This window comes from Vibrio chagasii, from assembly GCA_041879415.1.
Taxonomy (GTDB): domain Bacteria; phylum Pseudomonadota; class Gammaproteobacteria; order Enterobacterales; family Vibrionaceae; genus Vibrio.
This window is the reverse complement of the sequence record CP090852.1, coordinates 1,759,422-1,776,342: the sequence shown is the minus strand read 5'-3', so window position 1 is coordinate 1,776,342 and position 16,921 is coordinate 1,759,422. Positions and strand designations below refer to the sequence as shown.

The following is a 16,921-nucleotide window of genomic DNA, read 5'->3' as shown; positions in this document are numbered from 1 at the left end:
TTAGAATGAAATGCATCAACAGTTGTAACGCGCTCAAGCGAATTGTTGAAAAATAGCCTTCATTCAGACTGCATTATTGTAAACTTAGCTTTCAATATCAAAACAAAGCCAGCCGTCAAGCTGGCTTTTTTATTGGCTAGAACCCAGCGGCCAATTGCAAGTGATACGCACTTAAAAACATTTACCGAATGGCTCCCTCTTACTTTCCCTTTAATTGTTCATTACTTAGCCACAAATGAGCATGGCTAAATTTCACACAGGCATGCATCTACTAGCAAAATCTAATATTGCAAATTTCATTCATGAGAAATATGAATGCACTCATAAGAAAAGATATATCGAGCAAAGTCCCGTTTGGGATAGATGTTTCAGTTTATGTATTACTATAGGTGGTATTATAATTGGGTGATTACACTACATATTAATACCAATGTGAGAATAAAATAATGTGGAATAGATTAAACAAATCAATGATGTTCTGCCAAATGATGTTTGGACTTTCGTTCTATGGCGTCATGGTGATCTTGACTCGTTTCTTCCTTGAGGACCTTAACTACAACGAAGCTGACACCATGATGGTAGTTGGTGCTTTCTCTGCAATTGGGCCACTGTTTGCTATCGCAGGTGGTTTCATCGCCGACAAATTCTTAGGTGCTTACCGCTCTTTGACCATCGCCTTCCTTGGGTTCGCGAGTGGTTACATTTTGCTGGTACTAGGCGCAGCAGCAACCAATGTTCCTATGGCGTTGTGTGGTATTGCACTAGCAAGTTATGCACGTGGTTTGATGTCCCCTTCTTACCCAAGTCTCTACAAACGCACGTTCAAAACACAAGAAGATTTTGAAAACTGCTACCCTATCAACTACTCAGTAAACAACATTGGTGCACTGTTAGGTCAGTACTTATTCCCTATGCTTGTGCTTGTTGTAGGCTTCCACGGTGGCTTCCTTCTGTCTGCTGTTCTAGCAGGCGCAGCACTACTGATGATGTTGTTTGTCCGTAAAGGCCTTGTTGAAGCAAGTGCTGAGATCGACCAGCAACCAGTAAGCACTAAAAACTGGGCTGCTTTCCTTGGCCTATCAGCAGCAATGATCGGCTTAGTATTTTTCATGTTCTCTAACATGGATATCGGCCAAAACATCGTTTATGCGATCGGTGCTGCAGCCATTATCTACTTTGTCTCTTTGATGGTTAAATCGAAGAAATCAGACATGCTAAAAATGGGCACGATCTTAATCATCACATTCCTGACTACATGTTTCTTCGTGTACTACGGCCAAATGATGACATCGATGACAATGGTAGCGATCAACACCATGCGTGGTGACCTATTCGGCTTCATCCCTGTTGCTCCAGAAGCATCAATGGCAATGAACCCACTATGGTGTATGGTTGCGGGTCCTATCATCGCCGGTATCTTCTCTGGCCTAGAAAAGAAAAACATCAACTTCTCTACCGCAACGAAAGTAGGTTTCTCTTTCATCCTGACGGCTATCGCTTTTGGTATCCTGACTATGGCAGTGACTACCGTTGGTGAAGATGTTCTGATTCGCCCTGAAGTATTCCTAGCAATCCACTTCTTCCTAGCATTCGGTGAAGTAATTGTGGGTTCTATGGTAGTGGCATTCATCCTGTCTGTGGCTCCTAAGCACATCGAGAACTTCTCTGTAAGCTTATTCTCTGTAGCAATCGCACTATCAGGTATCGTTGGCGCGGTATTCTCAACGTCAATCGCACTAGAGAAAGGCCAAGAGATCACGCAAGAGATCGTTCAAACGGTTTACGGCGACTACTTCCAAATGCTGACTGTTCTTGCAGTAGTAATGGTAGGTATCGCGATGGCTGCATCTTTCATTATTCGTAAGATGCTTGAAGCAGCAAAAGCCGCTGATGAAACCATTCAACTAGAAGAAGCAAACAGCTAATCACGCTGTTATTCAGCAAGCTATTCATCAAGCCCTTTAGTTTACTAAAGGGCTTTTTTGTTGATAAAAGTTAGCGATATGAGCAAAACACTCTTAACTAAATTGTCCTTGTGTAAATTACAGTAAATGATAATTATTAGTATTGAGTGTTTTCTGGTTCGAGATTATTATGTGGGCATCAAAATCTAAGAGAGCCTTATATGAGCAAGCCTAGCCCTATCACATTGACCGTTACTCAAACCTCAACCATTACTCCAAACATGCAGCGTATTACGTTTAGCGGTGAGGGATTAAGTAAGTACCCAGCTGAATGTGTAGGTGGCTACATCAAGCTTCTATTCTCGCCACTTGGCACCACCGACTTAAGTCAATTAGATGAAGGTGAGCGTCCAACCATGCGCACCTACACCATTCGTCACTACAATCCTGTAGAGAAGTTCATCGAGGTCGATTTCGTTCGCCATATCACTAAAGATCTACAATGTGGCTTTGCTGCGAGATGGGCAATGAGCGCACAAGTTGGCGATACTATTTCAGTAGCAGGTCCGGGTTTAATCCAGGGGTTAAATCTTGAGTCGGATTGGTTCTTCTTAGTGGCAGATATGACTTCACTCCCTGCGCTTTCAGCAAAAGTAAAAACACTTCCAGAAAACGCGACAGGTCACGCTGTTATTCAGATCAACTCAGCAGCAGACAAGCAAGAACTAGAAGCCCCAGAAGGCATCAAGATCACTTGGTTGATTGAAGATCAAACGTCAGAAACGTTGTCACAAACAGTCCGCAGCTTAACGTGGTTAGATGGTCAGGTTTCAGTATGGACAGCCTGTGAATTTGAAAGCATGCGTGAACTCAGACAGTACTTCAGAAACGAAAAAGAAGTCGCGAAAGAGAACATCTACATCAGCAGCTACTGGAAACGTGGCGTCAGTGAAGATGGGCATAAGGTTATCAAACAGCAAGATGCTCAAGCACTAGCGGACTAAGCCAATCACCAAATAGCCAGTCTCAAGACCAAATACGAAAACGCCCTTAACGATCAACCCATCGTTAAGGGCGTTTTTAATTTCTAATGAAGACTGAAATAGAGCGTTAAGATTAGATGCTTTCGCCTAATTCAATCTCGTAACCTAGATCAAGCTTAGCAACCCACTCTTTATTGCCTTTTAAACGCGCTACAACTTGTTCTGCGGCGACTTTACCAATTTGCTCCCTCGGTGTAACCACAGTGGCTAAACGAGGTGTCATTGCTACTGTAATGTCGTGTCCGTGGAAACCTGCAATCGCCATCTGCTCAGGCACTTGAATACCACGTCGCATACATTCATAGAAAGCACCAATCGCCAAATCATCGTTGGTACAGAAAATGCCATTTACCTGCGAGTGCTTCTCTATCAACTCTCCTATGAGCTTTGCACCTAAAGTAAACGAAGATGCATCCTCAGTTTGCAATGTGACTGGGGCTTTACCAGCCTCCTGCATTGCATGTTCATAACCCGCCATTTTCAAACGAGTACGTTCATCCATACGAGCCGCCAAATAAGCAATATTGGTACGCCCTCTTTCTAACATTGTCTTTGTCATCGCCCTAGCGGCTTCAAAGTTATCAAAGCCAACCGCTTGCTCAATCCGAGGCGATACCGAATCCATAATTTCAATAACAGGAATCGAAGCGGTCTGAAGCATTTTACGTGCTCTCTCGGTGTGCACATTCTCGGAAAGGATAATGGCATCCACATTGTATGAGAGTAACGAAGCAATGCTCTGCTCTTCCAACTCTGCGCTATAACCATAGTGGGCAATCATTGTTTGATAGCCGGCTGGAGCGGTGATTTGCTCAATGCCACGGATAACTTCCGCAAAAACTTGGTTAGTTAATGAAGGGACCAACACACCGATAGCATTACTCTTTGCATTGGAAAGAATATCAGGGGCACGGTTTGGGATGTAGCCCAGCTCCTCAACAGCGGCATTGATCTTATCTCGCAACGCTTCTGAGACTTGAGATGAGTCTCGTAGACAACGACTAACCGTCATCTTGGTGACGCCAACTAGGTTGGCAACATCTTGTAATGTAGGACGTTTTTTCTTGTTCGACATAATTAGTAATTATTATTTTTTGAGTTATGTTACTGGTAACAGTGTATCCAACTGACGTAGAATTTGAAGCCTAATCGATTAAAAGATTGATATAGCATCACAAATACAAACGCCCTCATAGCGAGGGCGTTACATATGATTTAAGCGTTGACCTTTACTTCCGTTCTTGGAGACTGACTCCAAGTCACATGAAACTTTTCCACTTCATCTCTATCGACTCTAGAGTATGTGTGAGAACCAAAATAGTCCCGTTGTGCTTGCAGTAAGTTCGCAGGCAACACTTCACAGCGCAGAGAATCAAAGTAGCTCAATGCAGAGCTAATCCCTGGCATCGGTACTCCATATAAAGCAGAGTTAGCAACCGCAATACGCCAAGCAAGCTCACGCTCTTCCACTTGTTTGATGAAAGCCGCATCAAACAACAGGTTCGCTAGTTCTCCATTTTGTTGATACGCCGCAGTGATACTCTGTAAGAAAGCCGCACGGATAATACAACCTGCTCGCCAGATCTTAGCGATCTGAGTGAAATCCAGGTTCCAACCTTCTTTGTCAGATGCTGTCTTCAACAAGTCAAAGCCTTGTGCATAAACAGACAGTTTGGCGCAGTAGAGTGCGTCATGTAACTCTGAGATGACCTCAGCTTTATCCAGCTGGCTTGCATCAGCAATGTTACCTTTTAGCAGCTTGCTGCCTTGGATACGCTGTGATTTTTGACCACTCATCGCGCGTGCATAAACCGCCTGTGCAATTGTTGGGGTTGGACAACCTTCTTGAAGGCTGTTGACTGCTGTCCAAAGCCCTGTGCCTTTCTGGCCTGCTTTATCAAGTACAACCTCGACAAATGGCTTACCAGTCACTACATCTTCTTGTTGAAGGATGTCAGCACTGATCTCCATCAGGTAGCTGTTCAGTACGCCATTGTTCCACTGTTCGAAAACTTGACCAATCTCTTGCGCCGGCATTTTCAGAACATCACGCATGAAATGGTACACCTCACAAATAAGCTGCATGTCAGCGTATTCAATACCGTTGTGTACCATCTTAACGTAGTGGCCTGTACCTGAAGGACCGACATACGCAGCACATGCTTCGCCTACTTCAAATTGAGCAACGGGCAAACCGTTCGCATCTACTTTGGCAGCAATCGCTTCCCACATTGGTTTTACATATTGCCAAGCCGACTGATCACCGCTTGCCATCAACGCAGGACCGACACGAGCCCCTTCTTCACCACCAGAAACAGCAGTACTGAAAAAGCGAAGCTTACCTTTGTAGTTCAACTCGCGAGTCTCGGTATCAGTCCACAGGCTATTACCCGTGTCGATCACAATATCGTCGCTTTCCAGCCCCGCATCCAACAGGTTATTTACGACGATATCGACCGGCTTTCCTGCAGGAACCGACAATGCAATAACTCGTGGTTTAGCTAACCCTTGCAATACATGCTCGAGGCTAGCGCCTTTGGTGAACTCTCCTTTTCCTTCAAAGGATTCGTTGATCAGCTTGGCTTCTGAATTCGCGCGTTCAATGTTGTCAGGATTAAGGTCGAAGCCTGCAACATTAAATCCATTATCAAGCAGGTTAAGCGCTAGGCTCTTGCCCATGACACCCAAACCAATCATCGCAATATCATTTTTTATCTGAGTCATGGTTTAGCCTATTTGTTTAATTTGGTTCAATGCACTTTCGACAACCTGTTCAACATCTTGTGAGATGTCGACAAACAATGCTTCATCAAGCTCTGGCTCAACCAAGGTTGCGAATTGGCTTTTCAACATTTCTTGACCGTTAAAGTAATGGTTTTCACGTGCTTTGTGACGATTCCAAATGGTATCGAAACTACCTTGCAGATATACGATGACCAATTCTTCATTATTGCTGCGCAAAATATCGCGGTACTGAGGTTTCAATGCCGAACAAGCGATGACAGCACTTGGTTGCTCAATAAATTGTTTGTTTAGAGTTTCTAGCCATCCTTGACGATCTTCATCTGTCAGTGGGATACCTTGACGCATTTTTTCTACGTTACTTTGTGGATGGAAGTCATCTCCATCGAAAAACTGAAGCGTTAATGCTTCTGCAATACGGCTACCAATCAGGCTTTTTCCGCATCCAGATACGCCCATCACGAGTATTTTTTTGCTTTTCATAAGGCAAGCCTTCCCTAAGCCCCAACCAAAATTGGGGCTGACAATCGAATCTATTATTTAAACTGGTGTTGCTGAGGCTCGGTTCCTTAACCCTATATTTGGTCAGGAACCTTTCATGTTATTGCCACCAAAGCGCAAGCTGAGGGAAGATAATAACCATGGCCAACACGAATATTTGAAGTCCAATGAACGGCAGTAGTGAAGAGAAAATCTCGCCCAAGCTAATGTCTTTTGGCGCTACCGATTTTAAGTAGAATGCCGCTGGACCAAACGGTGGTGACAAGAAAGACACCTGCATGTTTAGACAGAACACAACACCAAACCACACAGGGTCAAAACCAAGGCCTGTAATGATTGGAACGAAGATTGGCATGGTAAGAAGTGCTACACCTACCCAGTCAAGGAACATACCAAGCACTAGCAAGATTGCCATCATGATTAACAGCGTAACCATTGCGTTACCGCCACTTAGCGCAAGGATGGTTTCTTCAACAAAATCAATACCGCCCATCAAGTTGTAAATACCAACCAGTGCACTCGCACCGATACCAATCCACATGATCATGCCGCAGGTACGCATGGTCGCGATGGCACTCTCTTTCAGCATGTTGAAGTTCAGCTCACCACGAATTAACGCGCTGATCATGATACCAACCACACCCAGTGCTGACGCTTCCGTTACTGAAGCGATACCGGTGTAAATACTACCTAGAACCGTTGCAACAGAAAGCAGTGGGAAGAACAGCGCTTTGAAGTAACTAGGCTGATTCGCGATGTCTTCTACTGTCTCTTCATCACTAGGGATAGGAGCAAGAGAAGGGTTTAACTTACAACGAATTAGTACATAACCGATGTAACAACCTGCAAGGATAAACGCTGGTAAAAACGATGCTTTAAACAAGTCGCCAATTGAAACACTGGCTGTCATACCGTAGATGATCAAAACGATACTTGGTGGCAGCATGGTGCCAAGCGCGCCACCCGCACAGGTTGTGCCGATCGCAAGTTTGCGGTCGTAACCTAAGCGAAGCATTTGAGGTAGAGCAAGAATGCCTAGCAGTACAGTTTCGCCACCGATAACACCAGACATCGAAGCGAGCAAAACGGCTACCAATAAGGTTTGTACTGCAACGCCACCACGAACCTTACGACCAACAGATTTCATTGCATCGAACAAGTCACGTGCGATACCAGACCGGTCCAAGAGAGCCGCCATCAACACAAACATTGGTACTGCGAGGAAAACATAGCCAGAAGCAAAGCTGTAAGTACGGCTCGCAATCAAAGGTAATGCATCAGGGCCAAACCAACATAGCGTGAAGAAAATGGCAACAAAGCCTGTTACGAAAGCCAGCTGCATACCCGTAAGTAGCAAACCGATCATCATAACTAGCATGAGTAAACTGCCCCATGCGATACCAATCGAAGATAAATCAAACATCGTCATTCTTCCTTAGACCCATCAACTCTTGGATTAGGTGCAATACAAACTGGACAACAAGAACACACAAAACGACAAAAATTAGACCTTTCAGCAAAGCTGGGTAAGGAGCGTTTAATACCGAACCTGATGTTTCAAGGCGAAATTCACCCCAAGGTGCAAACCACGCTTCTTGCGCAGTAAAGTAAGCTGCGTAAGCAAGCATGCCAGCAAAGGCTAAACCAACAATGTGGTGAACAAGATTAAGGTACTTACGTGTTTGTTTGGAAACAGAGTCGTAGATAAGAACAACACGTACATGTTTATCGGCCGCGAAAGCGTAAATGCCACCGATAATGAATAGGGAACCACCAATAAATGAAGCCGTTTCATGTACCCATGTGGTTGGGGCATCAAATGCATAACGCATCACAACTTCGTAAAACGAAATCAATACAGTGAAGATGAACAACCAGCTAACTAAGTTACTAAATTTTATGATAAGACGATCAAGCATATTTCTAGGCTGTTCATCGTTTTCAGCTGGTGCGTGAGGGATTTTGTCTGTCATGGGCCAAATTTCCTGGGAGAAAACGGGAGAGCAATGCTCTCCCCCATCAATAAGCTAAGTTTGAATTACAGTAAGCCGTTGTCTTCTAGGAACACAGTTACTGAATCATAAACTTTCTGTGCGTTCTCAGAACGCTCTGCGAATACTTTCCATTGACCTTTTGCAATCTCACGGAACTTCTTACGTTCTTCTTGAGACCAGTCATGAATAGTGATTTCTGGGTTCGCTTGTGCTTCTTTAACCGCCGCTTGGTCAGCCATTTTCAGCTGAGTCGTCATGTCGTAAGAGAAGTCACGAACTGATGTTTGTAGGATGGTTTGAAGATCCGCTGGCATCTTGTCCCATTTTTTCTGAGAAACAGAGATATCGATAAGCGGCAGTGAGTGGAAACCAGGTTGGACTGGGTGAGTCGCGATATCGTTCATGCCCGCTTTTTGGTTTGTCGAAAATACCGTGTAGTCAGCAGCATCAATTACGCCCTTGCTTAGGCCAGTAAATACTTCAGAGCCAGGCAGGTTTACAGGGGTTGCACCTGCAGCGGCAAATACTTGTTGCACTAGACCTTCTGGCGCACGCAGTTTAAGACCTTTCAGATCATCAACACCGTCGATTGGCTTTTTAGAGATGAAAGACTCAACACCTGTTGTTGATGCACCTACGAATTGAACACCGTAAGGCTTGTAAAGCTCAGTCATTAGCTCGTTACCACCGCCGTAGTTCATATACTGAAGCAGCTGAGTTGTATCTGACCATGCACCAACCATGTTACCGATTAGACCAAAAGCAGGATCTTTACCTGAGAAGTAACCCGTTGCTGTGATATGGCCATCTAGGATACCCATCTTAATAGCGCCTAGTGTTTCGGTGTGCTTAACCACAGCACCAACTGGTAGAAGGTCGATGTCGATGCGTCCGTTAGACATCGTTTCTACGCGCTCAGCCCACTTCTGCTGAACCTTGAAGTTCAAATCGCCAGAAGGGTCTGAAGATTGAATCTTAAGTTTAAAGTCTGCAGCCATTGCTGAAGTAGCAAATAGGCCAGTGAGGGAAGCAGCAATCAGCGTTTTAGTCAGAGCTTTCATTTGGGTATCCTTATGAGTTTCACAGAGTCCGGCTTGTTGTTATATGTTACCGGTAACGTTGAGGTGGATGTTACCGGTAACTTTACAGCCTTGTCTATGAGGAGGATCACATCTTTAACATTAGTAAAACGTTTGCTATCAATAAGGAAAATGTGACCAAAAAGTCACACTTTAGGGTGATATGAGATATAAAAATGACTTTAAATCAGCGAAGTAACTAGACCGATGAGAATCAAAACAACGCCTATACCGCGAGTCATGTGCCACTTTTCCTTTAAAAAGTAGATCCCCATCACCACACCGAAGATGATGCTCACTTGTCTGAGAGCAACGACCAAGCTGACGTTCTCTGTCATGGTCATTGCAAACAACACCAATCCGTAAGTCGACGCCATCATAATGCCGGCCAGAGTGGCCTTCTTGCGTAGTGCCCAAGCATTCGTAAACTCGACACTTTGGTTAGTTACCAGTAACCAAATGCTCAGCGGAATCACGATTGCCCAAAACTGAATACCTAAATAGAAAATCGCCGTGTGTTTGTTGGTAATAACCGTTGTACTTAAAGGCTCCAATAACAGCAGCGCTTCTTTATCAATAATGGAATAGCCTGTGGTGCCGATAGCAGCGATAAGCGCCCAAAGCACGCCAAGGTTCAGATAGGCTTTGAGCCTTAGTTCAGAGAACTGTTTCAATGGAACAAACAAGCAGCCTAATGTGATCAGTGCAAATCCAACCCATTGATTAACGGTAAGATCATAACCAATCAATACGGTACCCAAGCCAACCATTAAGACAGGCAATGCTCGAGCCATTGGATAAATCACACCAATATCCGCTTGTTTATAAGCAGCACCTAAACCAATTAGATAAATGATTTGGCATATCCCACTAAGCAAAACCAATTGCCAAAATGGAAGTGAGATATTTGAAAATCCAACATTATCGACATACCAGATAAGATAAGGGCTCAATATCGCTGCAGCTGCAACTCCAGAGGCTAGGAAAAACGATGAACCAGATCCTTGGTTAGATTTACCGAGAACATTCCAACCCGCATGTAGTAAAGCGGAGATAATGACGATAACAATGGCAGAGAATTCCATTTCTTTCCTAATTAAATTGGTAAATAACTAAATAAAAGCAACAGCTTAATTGAAGTGATAAAAAAGGTCTCTGAATGAGAGACCTTAAATCATTGAAACCGGACGCCCCTACAGAATTAGGAGAGACCCGCTAGTTAACAACACTATATCGGTTTGATTAGCGCTCGAGCTGGGCTATCGATTCAATACTGATTGCGTCATGGCGCCAATACTCAATATCACAATCAATCAAATCGCCGTTTTGGTTGTAGTTAATGCGCTCTACTACCATTGCCGGAGAACCTGAAGTCGCGCGCAGAGCTTGTGCTGTTTCGCCCAATAGCGACGTTGTGCTCACGCGATAACGGATCTTCTGATACACCACACCAAAATGCTCACGGTAAATGTCCGTCAGTGATTTCGATAAATCATGTTCAAGCAAATTCGGAAAAAGCTCTGGTCGGATATAGTTTGTCACATACACAACTGGCCTATCTTCAAGATAACGAACTCTATCTACGCGATAAACGTCTGAGAAAGGAGGTAGTTCAAGAAGCTTAGTCGCCTCCTTGGTGGCTAACACCCCTTTGGCTGCGATCAGCTCAGTTTTCGGCTGTCGATTCTGCGACAACGCCATGTTGGTGAAGTTTAGCGTTTGAGTTGGGTCGTAGCGAAGTGGCGCTGGTGAGATAAACCAACCACGTCGGTCTTCTCGATAAATGCGCCCTTCCGCTTCAAGTGAGGATAATGCTTCACGTAGCGTCACTCTCGTCGTATCAAACGACTCAGCGAGTTTACGTTCTGCAGGCAGTTTTTGTCGTGGTGTTAACATCCCAGACTCAATCTGCTCTACGATGACATCTTTGATTTTTACGTACTGCACTTAATTTCCTTTCATTCTTATTCTTGTCGTCAGCCACTCCTTGGCCAACTGCAATATAAAATGGTTCGCTAGCGCTTTCGCCAAGCTTGAGTGCGCTTCTCAAATAACTTATTGATCAACATATGAATCAACTTCGCACTCGCTGCGGATATCATGATCATCACCGCCATGGCCGCTGCTGCACCGGTTTGCCCTGCATCGTCCATATTCAGTACTGAAACTGACGCAGGTATCGTATCGGTAGAATATAAGAATACTACCGCAGATGTAGTGGTAAGTGCATTAATAAACAGGTATATCGCAATATCTAAAATGGCAGGCAGACAAACGGGTACCGTCACTTTAAAGAACAACTTGTATTGCGGAAGATTTACCGAGGCCGCCGTTGCTTCAATTTCCGCAGGCAGCTGCTTTAACGCAGTTAACGCCGTCATGTGACCCACCGTGTAGTAGTGAACCACAGTGTTTATCACCAAGAACGCCATTGTGCCATACAAGAAGTTAAGTGGATTACTCAAGTCATTGAAGTAAAAGATGTAACCCAAACCCAGTACCATCCCCGGAACCGCCATAGGTACCACACTGAGCATCTGCATTGCCTGACGAACAGGACCAAACGCTCTACCCTTCTCAATACAGTACGCGCCTAAGAAAATCAGTATGGTACCGATTATCGCTGTCCATGCACCTAACGTTAATGAGTTGAAGAATGGAGTCCAACCATAGGTGCTCATTTCTGCAAAGTTATAGTTATTCAGCGTAAGGGCTTTGTTCCAAGGCCAAAAAGTGACCATGGAGCCGTATACCGCCATACCGAGAACAATGACCACAGCCGCGGATATCACTGCGCAGTACAGAAAACATGCACCGTCACGCAGGGCGTTCGGCTCTGGCTGGTAGGCTACTGAGCGAGTATCAAACAAACTCTTCTGCTTCTTTTGCACCCAACGATCAACGGTAAAGGCTAACAATGCTGGCAATAGCAGTAAAATACTGGTCACCGCACCCATCGAGAAGTTTTGCTGACCAACTACCTGCTTAAAAATATCCGTCGATAGAACGTTGTAGCTACCACCAATGACCTTTGGCACACCAAAATCACAAACCACTAGCGTAAACACCACGATAAGTGTACTGATCAGCCCATACTTGGCTGCAGGTAACGTGACCATGAAGAAGGTTTTGAAAGATGAAGTATTCAGTGCGCGAGCCGCTTCATACAAGCGTGCATCCGAGGTTCTTAATGAGGTAGTAAGAATCATTAAAGCGTGTGGAAACGTCCAGAATATCAAACCTAGTGAGATGCCAATTAAGCCATATACCGAGTTGCCGCCTAAGACTTCTTTAGCTATGCCTTGGTTACCGAACAGAAAAATCAAACTGATTGCTGGAAGCAGCGACGGTGCAAGGATAGGCGCAGAGCCCAACACCTGAAATAACCCTTTAAAAGGCATACATGAGCGAGTCAAGGCATAAGCATAACCAAACGCCAAAACACCAACGACAACCGTTACCAGTATGCCAAGCGTAAATGTGTTACCCACGGATTGCCAAAGGCTTTGCGAAGCGAAATACGTAGCGAAGTTCTGTAGACCTACAAATTCGCCATCCGCATTCTGAACGCTTTTTTTCAGCATCGCCCACAAAGGCATCAGGATAAACAGCGTCATGACTACAGACAAAAATGCCAACAGCCCAAATAGAATCACATTGTCCGTGCTTAACCGAGCCAGAAAAGGCTGTACTCGTCGTTGAATTAGCAGCTTAGATTGCATCATTTGAGTCGATTCCATGATTGTTTACGCCGCCTCGTCTTTCATCACTTGAACACTTTTCGATGGATAAGCTCGTAAGCCTTCTTGATCAAACGCTACGTAACGAATATCACTGCGACGCAGTTTCAATCGATTGAACTCTTTAACTGGCACATCAACGATGATCTCTTTCGCAGTAGAGTCATGCTGCAATTGACATTCGACGCGATAAAACGCGCCCAAAAACTCGCTCGAAAGGATTCTGACCGGTAGTGACTCATTAAAACGGTCAACGAACTGGATTTGCTCAGGACGCACAGCAATATCAAATACGTCCCCCTGCTTTGGAGTCAAATTGTCTAATCCAGGAAGTGGCAACATAGACTCAGCAATACGCATCTTGCCCTGCACAGCTACAGAGGCTTGAATGAAGTTCATGCTACCGACAAACTCAGCTACAAAACGACTCGCTGGCTTTTGGTAGATCTCTTGAGGCGCACCCACCTGTTCAATAACCCCATGGTTCATTACCACGATACGGTCTGCCATAGTCAAAGCTTCGTCTTGATCGTGTGTCACCATGATCGTGGTGATGCCCAGCTTGCGCTGTAATTGGCAAATCTCATCACGCAGGTGTGTTCTTACTTTCGCATCGAGTGCAGACAGCGGCTCATCAAGCAGAAGTAACCCTGGAGACAGTGCTAGTGCGCGAGCCAGCGCCACACGCTGCTGCTGACCACCAGACAATTGATTCGGATACTTTTGACCAGATGTTGGCAAGCCGATGGTCTCTAGCCAAGACTCCACCGTTTCTAGTGCCTCTTTGGTTGACATGCCTTGGTTTTTCAAGCCGATCGCAATGTTTTCTTCCACCGTCAAGTTAGGGAAAAGAGCGTAAGATTGGAACACGATGCCAAAGTCACGCTTTTCTGGTGGTAAAAAGGTCGTGTCGCTACCATTTTGCTCAATTGAGCCTGATGTTGGTAAATCTAGACCCGCAATCGCACGTAATAAGGTAGTTTTTCCACAGCCAGATGGGCCAAGGAAACAGACGAACTCGCCTTTTTCAATAGATAAGGAGATGTCTTTAAGCGCTGTAAATTGACCGAATTGCTTTACAACGTTTTCAATATTCAAATAAGTTTGGTTGCTCATACTACAGCACTCTTTAAATGGTATATACCAAATTTAAGCTTTGAATATTTCAGTTGAGTGACAAATTTATAGAAGCTAAATGACAGTTATATTGCAGATATAATAAGCATTTAAGATGTGTGCCCACACAGTGTTACCAGCCCTCTGTAGCGATATAAAACTGACATGAGGGCTGAGTTTAGTCTTAGTAGCGATATAAAACTGACATGAGGGCTGAGTTTAGTCTTAGTTTAGATATTAAGATCGACCTATGACTCCACCTTATCGGCCTTGCCTGCTGCACCAGCCAGCTTTGCCAATTGCTTATCTAACCACCATGGCGCCTTTCCTGAGTCTTCTGCGTTTTCTTTTCTACGTACAGCATTGCGCACCGTCATCGCCCCTATCCAACGAAATGGCTCTGGCGGGAAATGCCCAAGCGGTCCTTTGGTTAATCCACAGCTGGTCCAAGCGTTGTCAGTGCCGAGTACCATAGATGACAGAATCTTTCCGCCCATACGAGTTTGTGCAACACCATTGCCAGAATAACCGAGCCCATAATAGATGTTGTTTTGGCCTTTTAGATTACCGAAAAATGGTAATCCTGTGACCGAACGATCTGATCCCCCCGACCAGTTGTAATCAAATTCATTCTGTTCCAGCTTAGGGAAGAGTTTTTGGAAGGATTGATTCAGAATCGGCAGATAGTTTGTCTTTTGGTTAAACATGCTTTCAACTTGATTGGCAAACGAGAATTTATTGCCACCTTTGCCCAGCATCAATCGTCCATCCTGAGTATCTCGGTAATAGTGGACAAAGATACGTGAATCCACCACTGCCGCTCCTTTCTCTGGGCCAAATTTCTGGAGCTTTTCAGGGATAGGCTTAGTGACGACCATGTCTGACGAAACAACCACGATACTGCGTTTAAACTCTTTAAAGTGATCGAGCATCCATGCGTTGAGCGCCAAAATCACTTTATCGGCAAATACAGACCCGCCCTTAGTTTGGATTCGAGCTGGGGATCCATAATCAAGTGAAGTCATCTCAGTGTTCTCGTGAATCTCAACGCCTAATTCAATGGCAACTCGACGTAAACCTCTCGCCAATAATGCAGGCTGTACGCTGCCTGCAGCTTCTGAGTAATAACCTTCAATATGACGCTCTGACCCCGCTTTATCAGACAAGGACTCGTCACACTTCTTCCAACTATTGATGCCCTGCTTAACCAACTCATTCACAACCGGCTGCATACCACCTTTTTGTGCTTCATTGGTTGCCGTGTAATACGTCCCGCTGCGGTACAAATGTGCGTCTATGTTGTGCTCGTTACAGAAAGCTTCGATCTCGTAAATGACCTTTTCCGACTCTTGAACTAACCATTTTGCTTGCTCTTTTCCGTACAGCTTTTTCAACGTTGGATACTTAGTCGACCACGTCAGCATACAACCACCGTTCGCACCAGAAGCCCCACTGCCACATAAGCCTTTTTCAATCACCACAACATGTTTTTGAGGTTGCTGTTGTTTAATTAAAATTGCCGTCCATAACCCTGTGTAACCACCGCCGACAATCGCAATGTCGCAGTTGATGTCTTTTTGAAGTGGGTTGGCTGATTCTAACCCTGCGTTGATACTGCCAAATTCTTTTTCTAGTGCTTGCTTGAACCAATATGAGTAGTGCTTTGTCATTTGTTGTACCTTACCTAAGACTTAAAGGCGTAAAACTAAAAAAGGAAGACCGAAGCCTTCCTTTACTGATTACTAACTTCTAACGAACTAAATAGTTAATTGAATGAATAGTTCGATAGATTAAGATTTTGGCTCTGATTTGGCGTCGAACTTCTCAGACCATGTTTTCAACACGTCTGCACGCTCGCTGCCCATGCGTGCAAAGTCCATTTTTGCCATGTTCTTTTCAACGTTAGGGAAGTTATCAATTGTTGCCGTCACATCTTGGTGACCAACAACCGGGTACATTTCGATGTAGAGCTCATTTGCTGCTTTAGAGATAGACCAGTCAACAACGCGCTGCGCCGCATCAGATGGCTTAACAAGACCAACCGCTTCAGATTCCCAACCAATACCCTCAGGTGTAATTACAGATAGCGGTGCACCTTGAGTTTTCAGCTTAGCGCCGCGGCTAGCCATCGAGATACCGATAGCGACTTCACCCATACCCGCTTGAACACATGGCTTAGAACCTGAGTGCGTGTAGTGAGCGATGTTTTGGTCTAGCTTCTGCATGTAGTTCCAACCTTGATCTTCACCCATGTTTTGTAGCCAAGCCGAAACCTGCATGTACCCCGTACCAGAAGACGCTGGGTTTGGCATCGCGATGTGACCTTTGTAAATCGGCTTGGTTAGATCTTCCCAAGATTTAGGCGCTGGTAGGTTAAGTTGTTTTGCTACCGCTTCGTTGAAACAAACCGCATTGAAAAATGCATCATTGCCATACCAAGCTTGAGTAGATTGCGGATCATTAAGGTTAGCACGTAGCGCTTCTACACCTTGAGGAGTGTAAGGCTTAAGAATGCCCTCTTCTTTCAGCAGAGCCATTGAAGAACCCGCTAAGCCCCAAACCACTTCTGCTCGAGGGTTGTTTTTCTCAGCCAACAGTTTTGCCGTCATGATCCCAGTTGAATCACGAACCCACTTAATGCTGATGTCTGGGTTTTCACTTTCAAAAGCATTTTTGTATTTCGCTAAGATGTCGGTTTCAAAAGCGGTGTAAACCGTCACTTCCTGTGCCGCATAAGCGTTACCAGCTAATAGAGTGACTAATGCTGCAAGTGATCCTTTCATAAAACGGTTTTTCATCATT

General features: G+C 44.7%; 14 protein-coding genes. 2 read left to right on the top strand and 12 right to left on the bottom strand.

The genetic code is table 11. The features are described 5' to 3' along the window. The first annotated feature begins 446 nt into the window (after window positions 1-446). Complete coding sequence (locus L0991_21850) at window positions 447-1,925, top strand: peptide MFS transporter (GenBank protein XGB64659.1); 1,479 nt, start codon at window positions 447-449, stop codon at window positions 1,923-1,925. 200 nt (window positions 1,926-2,125) lie between these two features. Next, complete coding sequence (locus L0991_21845) at window positions 2,126-2,908, top strand: siderophore-interacting protein (GenBank protein XGB64658.1); 783 nt, start codon at window positions 2,126-2,128, stop codon at window positions 2,906-2,908. Window positions 2,909-3,020: 112 nt separating this feature from the next. Here the strand turns inward: L0991_21845 and gntR are convergent, their stop codons facing one another. From gntR to L0991_21785, 12 genes are all read right to left on the bottom strand, one after another. Then, window positions 3,021-4,022, bottom strand: a complete 1,002-nt coding sequence (gene gntR, locus L0991_21840; protein ID XGB64657.1) for a gluconate operon transcriptional repressor GntR — start codon at window positions 4,020-4,022, stop codon at window positions 3,021-3,023. A 140-nt stretch (window positions 4,023-4,162) separates the two neighbouring features. Then, entirely contained in the window at window positions 4,163-5,671 is a 1,509-nt protein-coding gene (gene gndA, locus L0991_21835; GenBank protein ID XGB64656.1) for an NADP-dependent phosphogluconate dehydrogenase, read from the bottom strand. Window positions 5,672-5,674: 3 nt separating this feature from the next. Beyond that, entirely contained in the window at window positions 5,675-6,172 is a 498-nt protein-coding gene (locus L0991_21830; protein XGB64655.1) for a gluconokinase, read from the bottom strand. Between the two features lie 118 nt (window positions 6,173-6,290). After that, window positions 6,291-7,613: a TRAP transporter large permease subunit gene (locus L0991_21825; GenBank protein ID XGB64654.1), complete on the bottom strand. Its 1,323-nt coding sequence runs from the start codon at window positions 7,611-7,613 to the stop codon at window positions 6,291-6,293. Further along, window positions 7,606-8,163, bottom strand: a complete 558-nt coding sequence (locus tag L0991_21820) for a TRAP transporter small permease subunit (GenBank protein ID XGB64653.1) — start codon at window positions 8,161-8,163, stop codon at window positions 7,606-7,608. Before L0991_21820 ends, L0991_21825 begins: the two co-directional genes overlap by 8 nt. 65 nt (window positions 8,164-8,228) lie before the next feature. Continuing rightward, window positions 8,229-9,245, bottom strand: a complete 1,017-nt coding sequence (locus tag L0991_21815) for a TRAP transporter substrate-binding protein (GenBank protein ID XGB64652.1) — start codon at window positions 9,243-9,245, stop codon at window positions 8,229-8,231. Between the two features lie 200 nt (window positions 9,246-9,445). After that, window positions 9,446-10,348: a multidrug transporter gene (locus L0991_21810; protein ID XGB64651.1), complete on the bottom strand. Its 903-nt coding sequence runs from the start codon at window positions 10,346-10,348 to the stop codon at window positions 9,446-9,448. Between the two features lie 157 nt (window positions 10,349-10,505). After that, entirely contained in the window at window positions 10,506-11,210 is a 705-nt protein-coding gene (gene phnR, locus L0991_21805) for a phosphonate utilization transcriptional regulator PhnR (GenBank protein ID XGB64650.1), read from the bottom strand. Window positions 11,211-11,278: 68 nt separating this feature from the next. Further along, window positions 11,279-13,003, bottom strand: coding sequence for a putative 2-aminoethylphosphonate ABC transporter permease subunit (locus L0991_21800; GenBank protein XGB64649.1), 1,725 nt, complete (start codon window positions 13,001-13,003; stop codon window positions 11,279-11,281). A gap of 6 nt (window positions 13,004-13,009) precedes the next feature. Beyond that, window positions 13,010-14,119 (bottom strand): putative 2-aminoethylphosphonate ABC transporter ATP-binding protein, encoded by a 1,110-nt coding sequence (locus L0991_21795; GenBank protein XGB64648.1) that lies wholly within the window; start codon window positions 14,117-14,119, stop codon window positions 13,010-13,012. Window positions 14,120-14,367: 248 nt separating this feature from the next. Beyond that, on the bottom strand, window positions 14,368-15,789 hold the full coding sequence (locus L0991_21790; GenBank protein ID XGB64647.1) for an FAD-dependent oxidoreductase: 1,422 nt from the start codon (window positions 15,787-15,789) through the stop codon (window positions 14,368-14,370). 120 nt (window positions 15,790-15,909) lie between these two features. Next, window positions 15,910-16,920 carry a putative 2-aminoethylphosphonate ABC transporter substrate-binding protein gene (locus L0991_21785; GenBank protein XGB64646.1) on the bottom strand — a complete coding sequence of 337 codons (1,011 nt, stop codon included), beginning with the start codon at window positions 16,918-16,920 and terminating at the stop codon, window positions 15,910-15,912. Window position 16,921 lies beyond the last annotated feature (1 nt).

Excerpts from the sequence above, each read along its gene's own strand:
- L0991_21850 (XGB64659.1), top strand. The coding sequence starts at position 447 with ATGTGGAATAGATTAAACAAATCAATGATGTTCTGCCAAATGATGTTT.
- L0991_21845 (XGB64658.1), top strand. The coding sequence starts at position 2,126 with ATGAGCAAGCCTAGCCCTATCACATTGACCGTTACTCAAACCTCAACC.
- gntR (XGB64657.1), bottom strand. The coding sequence starts at position 4,022 with ATGTCGAACAAGAAAAAACGTCCTACATTACAAGATGTTGCCAACCTA.
- gndA (XGB64656.1), bottom strand. The coding sequence starts at position 5,671 with ATGACTCAGATAAAAAATGATATTGCGATGATTGGTTTGGGTGTCATG.
- L0991_21830 (XGB64655.1), bottom strand. The coding sequence starts at position 6,172 with ATGAAAAGCAAAAAAATACTCGTGATGGGCGTATCTGGATGCGGAAAA.
- L0991_21825 (XGB64654.1), bottom strand. The coding sequence starts at position 7,613 with ATGTTTGATTTATCTTCGATTGGTATCGCATGGGGCAGTTTACTCATG.
- L0991_21820 (XGB64653.1), bottom strand. The coding sequence starts at position 8,163 with ATGACAGACAAAATCCCTCACGCACCAGCTGAAAACGATGAACAGCCT.
- L0991_21815 (XGB64652.1), bottom strand. The coding sequence starts at position 9,245 with ATGAAAGCTCTGACTAAAACGCTGATTGCTGCTTCCCTCACTGGCCTA.
- L0991_21810 (XGB64651.1), bottom strand. The coding sequence starts at position 10,348 with ATGGAATTCTCTGCCATTGTTATCGTCATTATCTCCGCTTTACTACAT.
- L0991_21800 (XGB64649.1), bottom strand. The coding sequence starts at position 13,003 with ATGGAATCGACTCAAATGATGCAATCTAAGCTGCTAATTCAACGACGA.
- L0991_21795 (XGB64648.1), bottom strand. The coding sequence starts at position 14,119 with ATGAGCAACCAAACTTATTTGAATATTGAAAACGTTGTAAAGCAATTC.
- L0991_21790 (XGB64647.1), bottom strand. The coding sequence starts at position 15,789 with ATGACAAAGCACTACTCATATTGGTTCAAGCAAGCACTAGAAAAAGAA.
- L0991_21785 (XGB64646.1), bottom strand. The coding sequence starts at position 16,920 with ATGATGAAAAACCGTTTTATGAAAGGATCACTTGCAGCATTAGTCACT.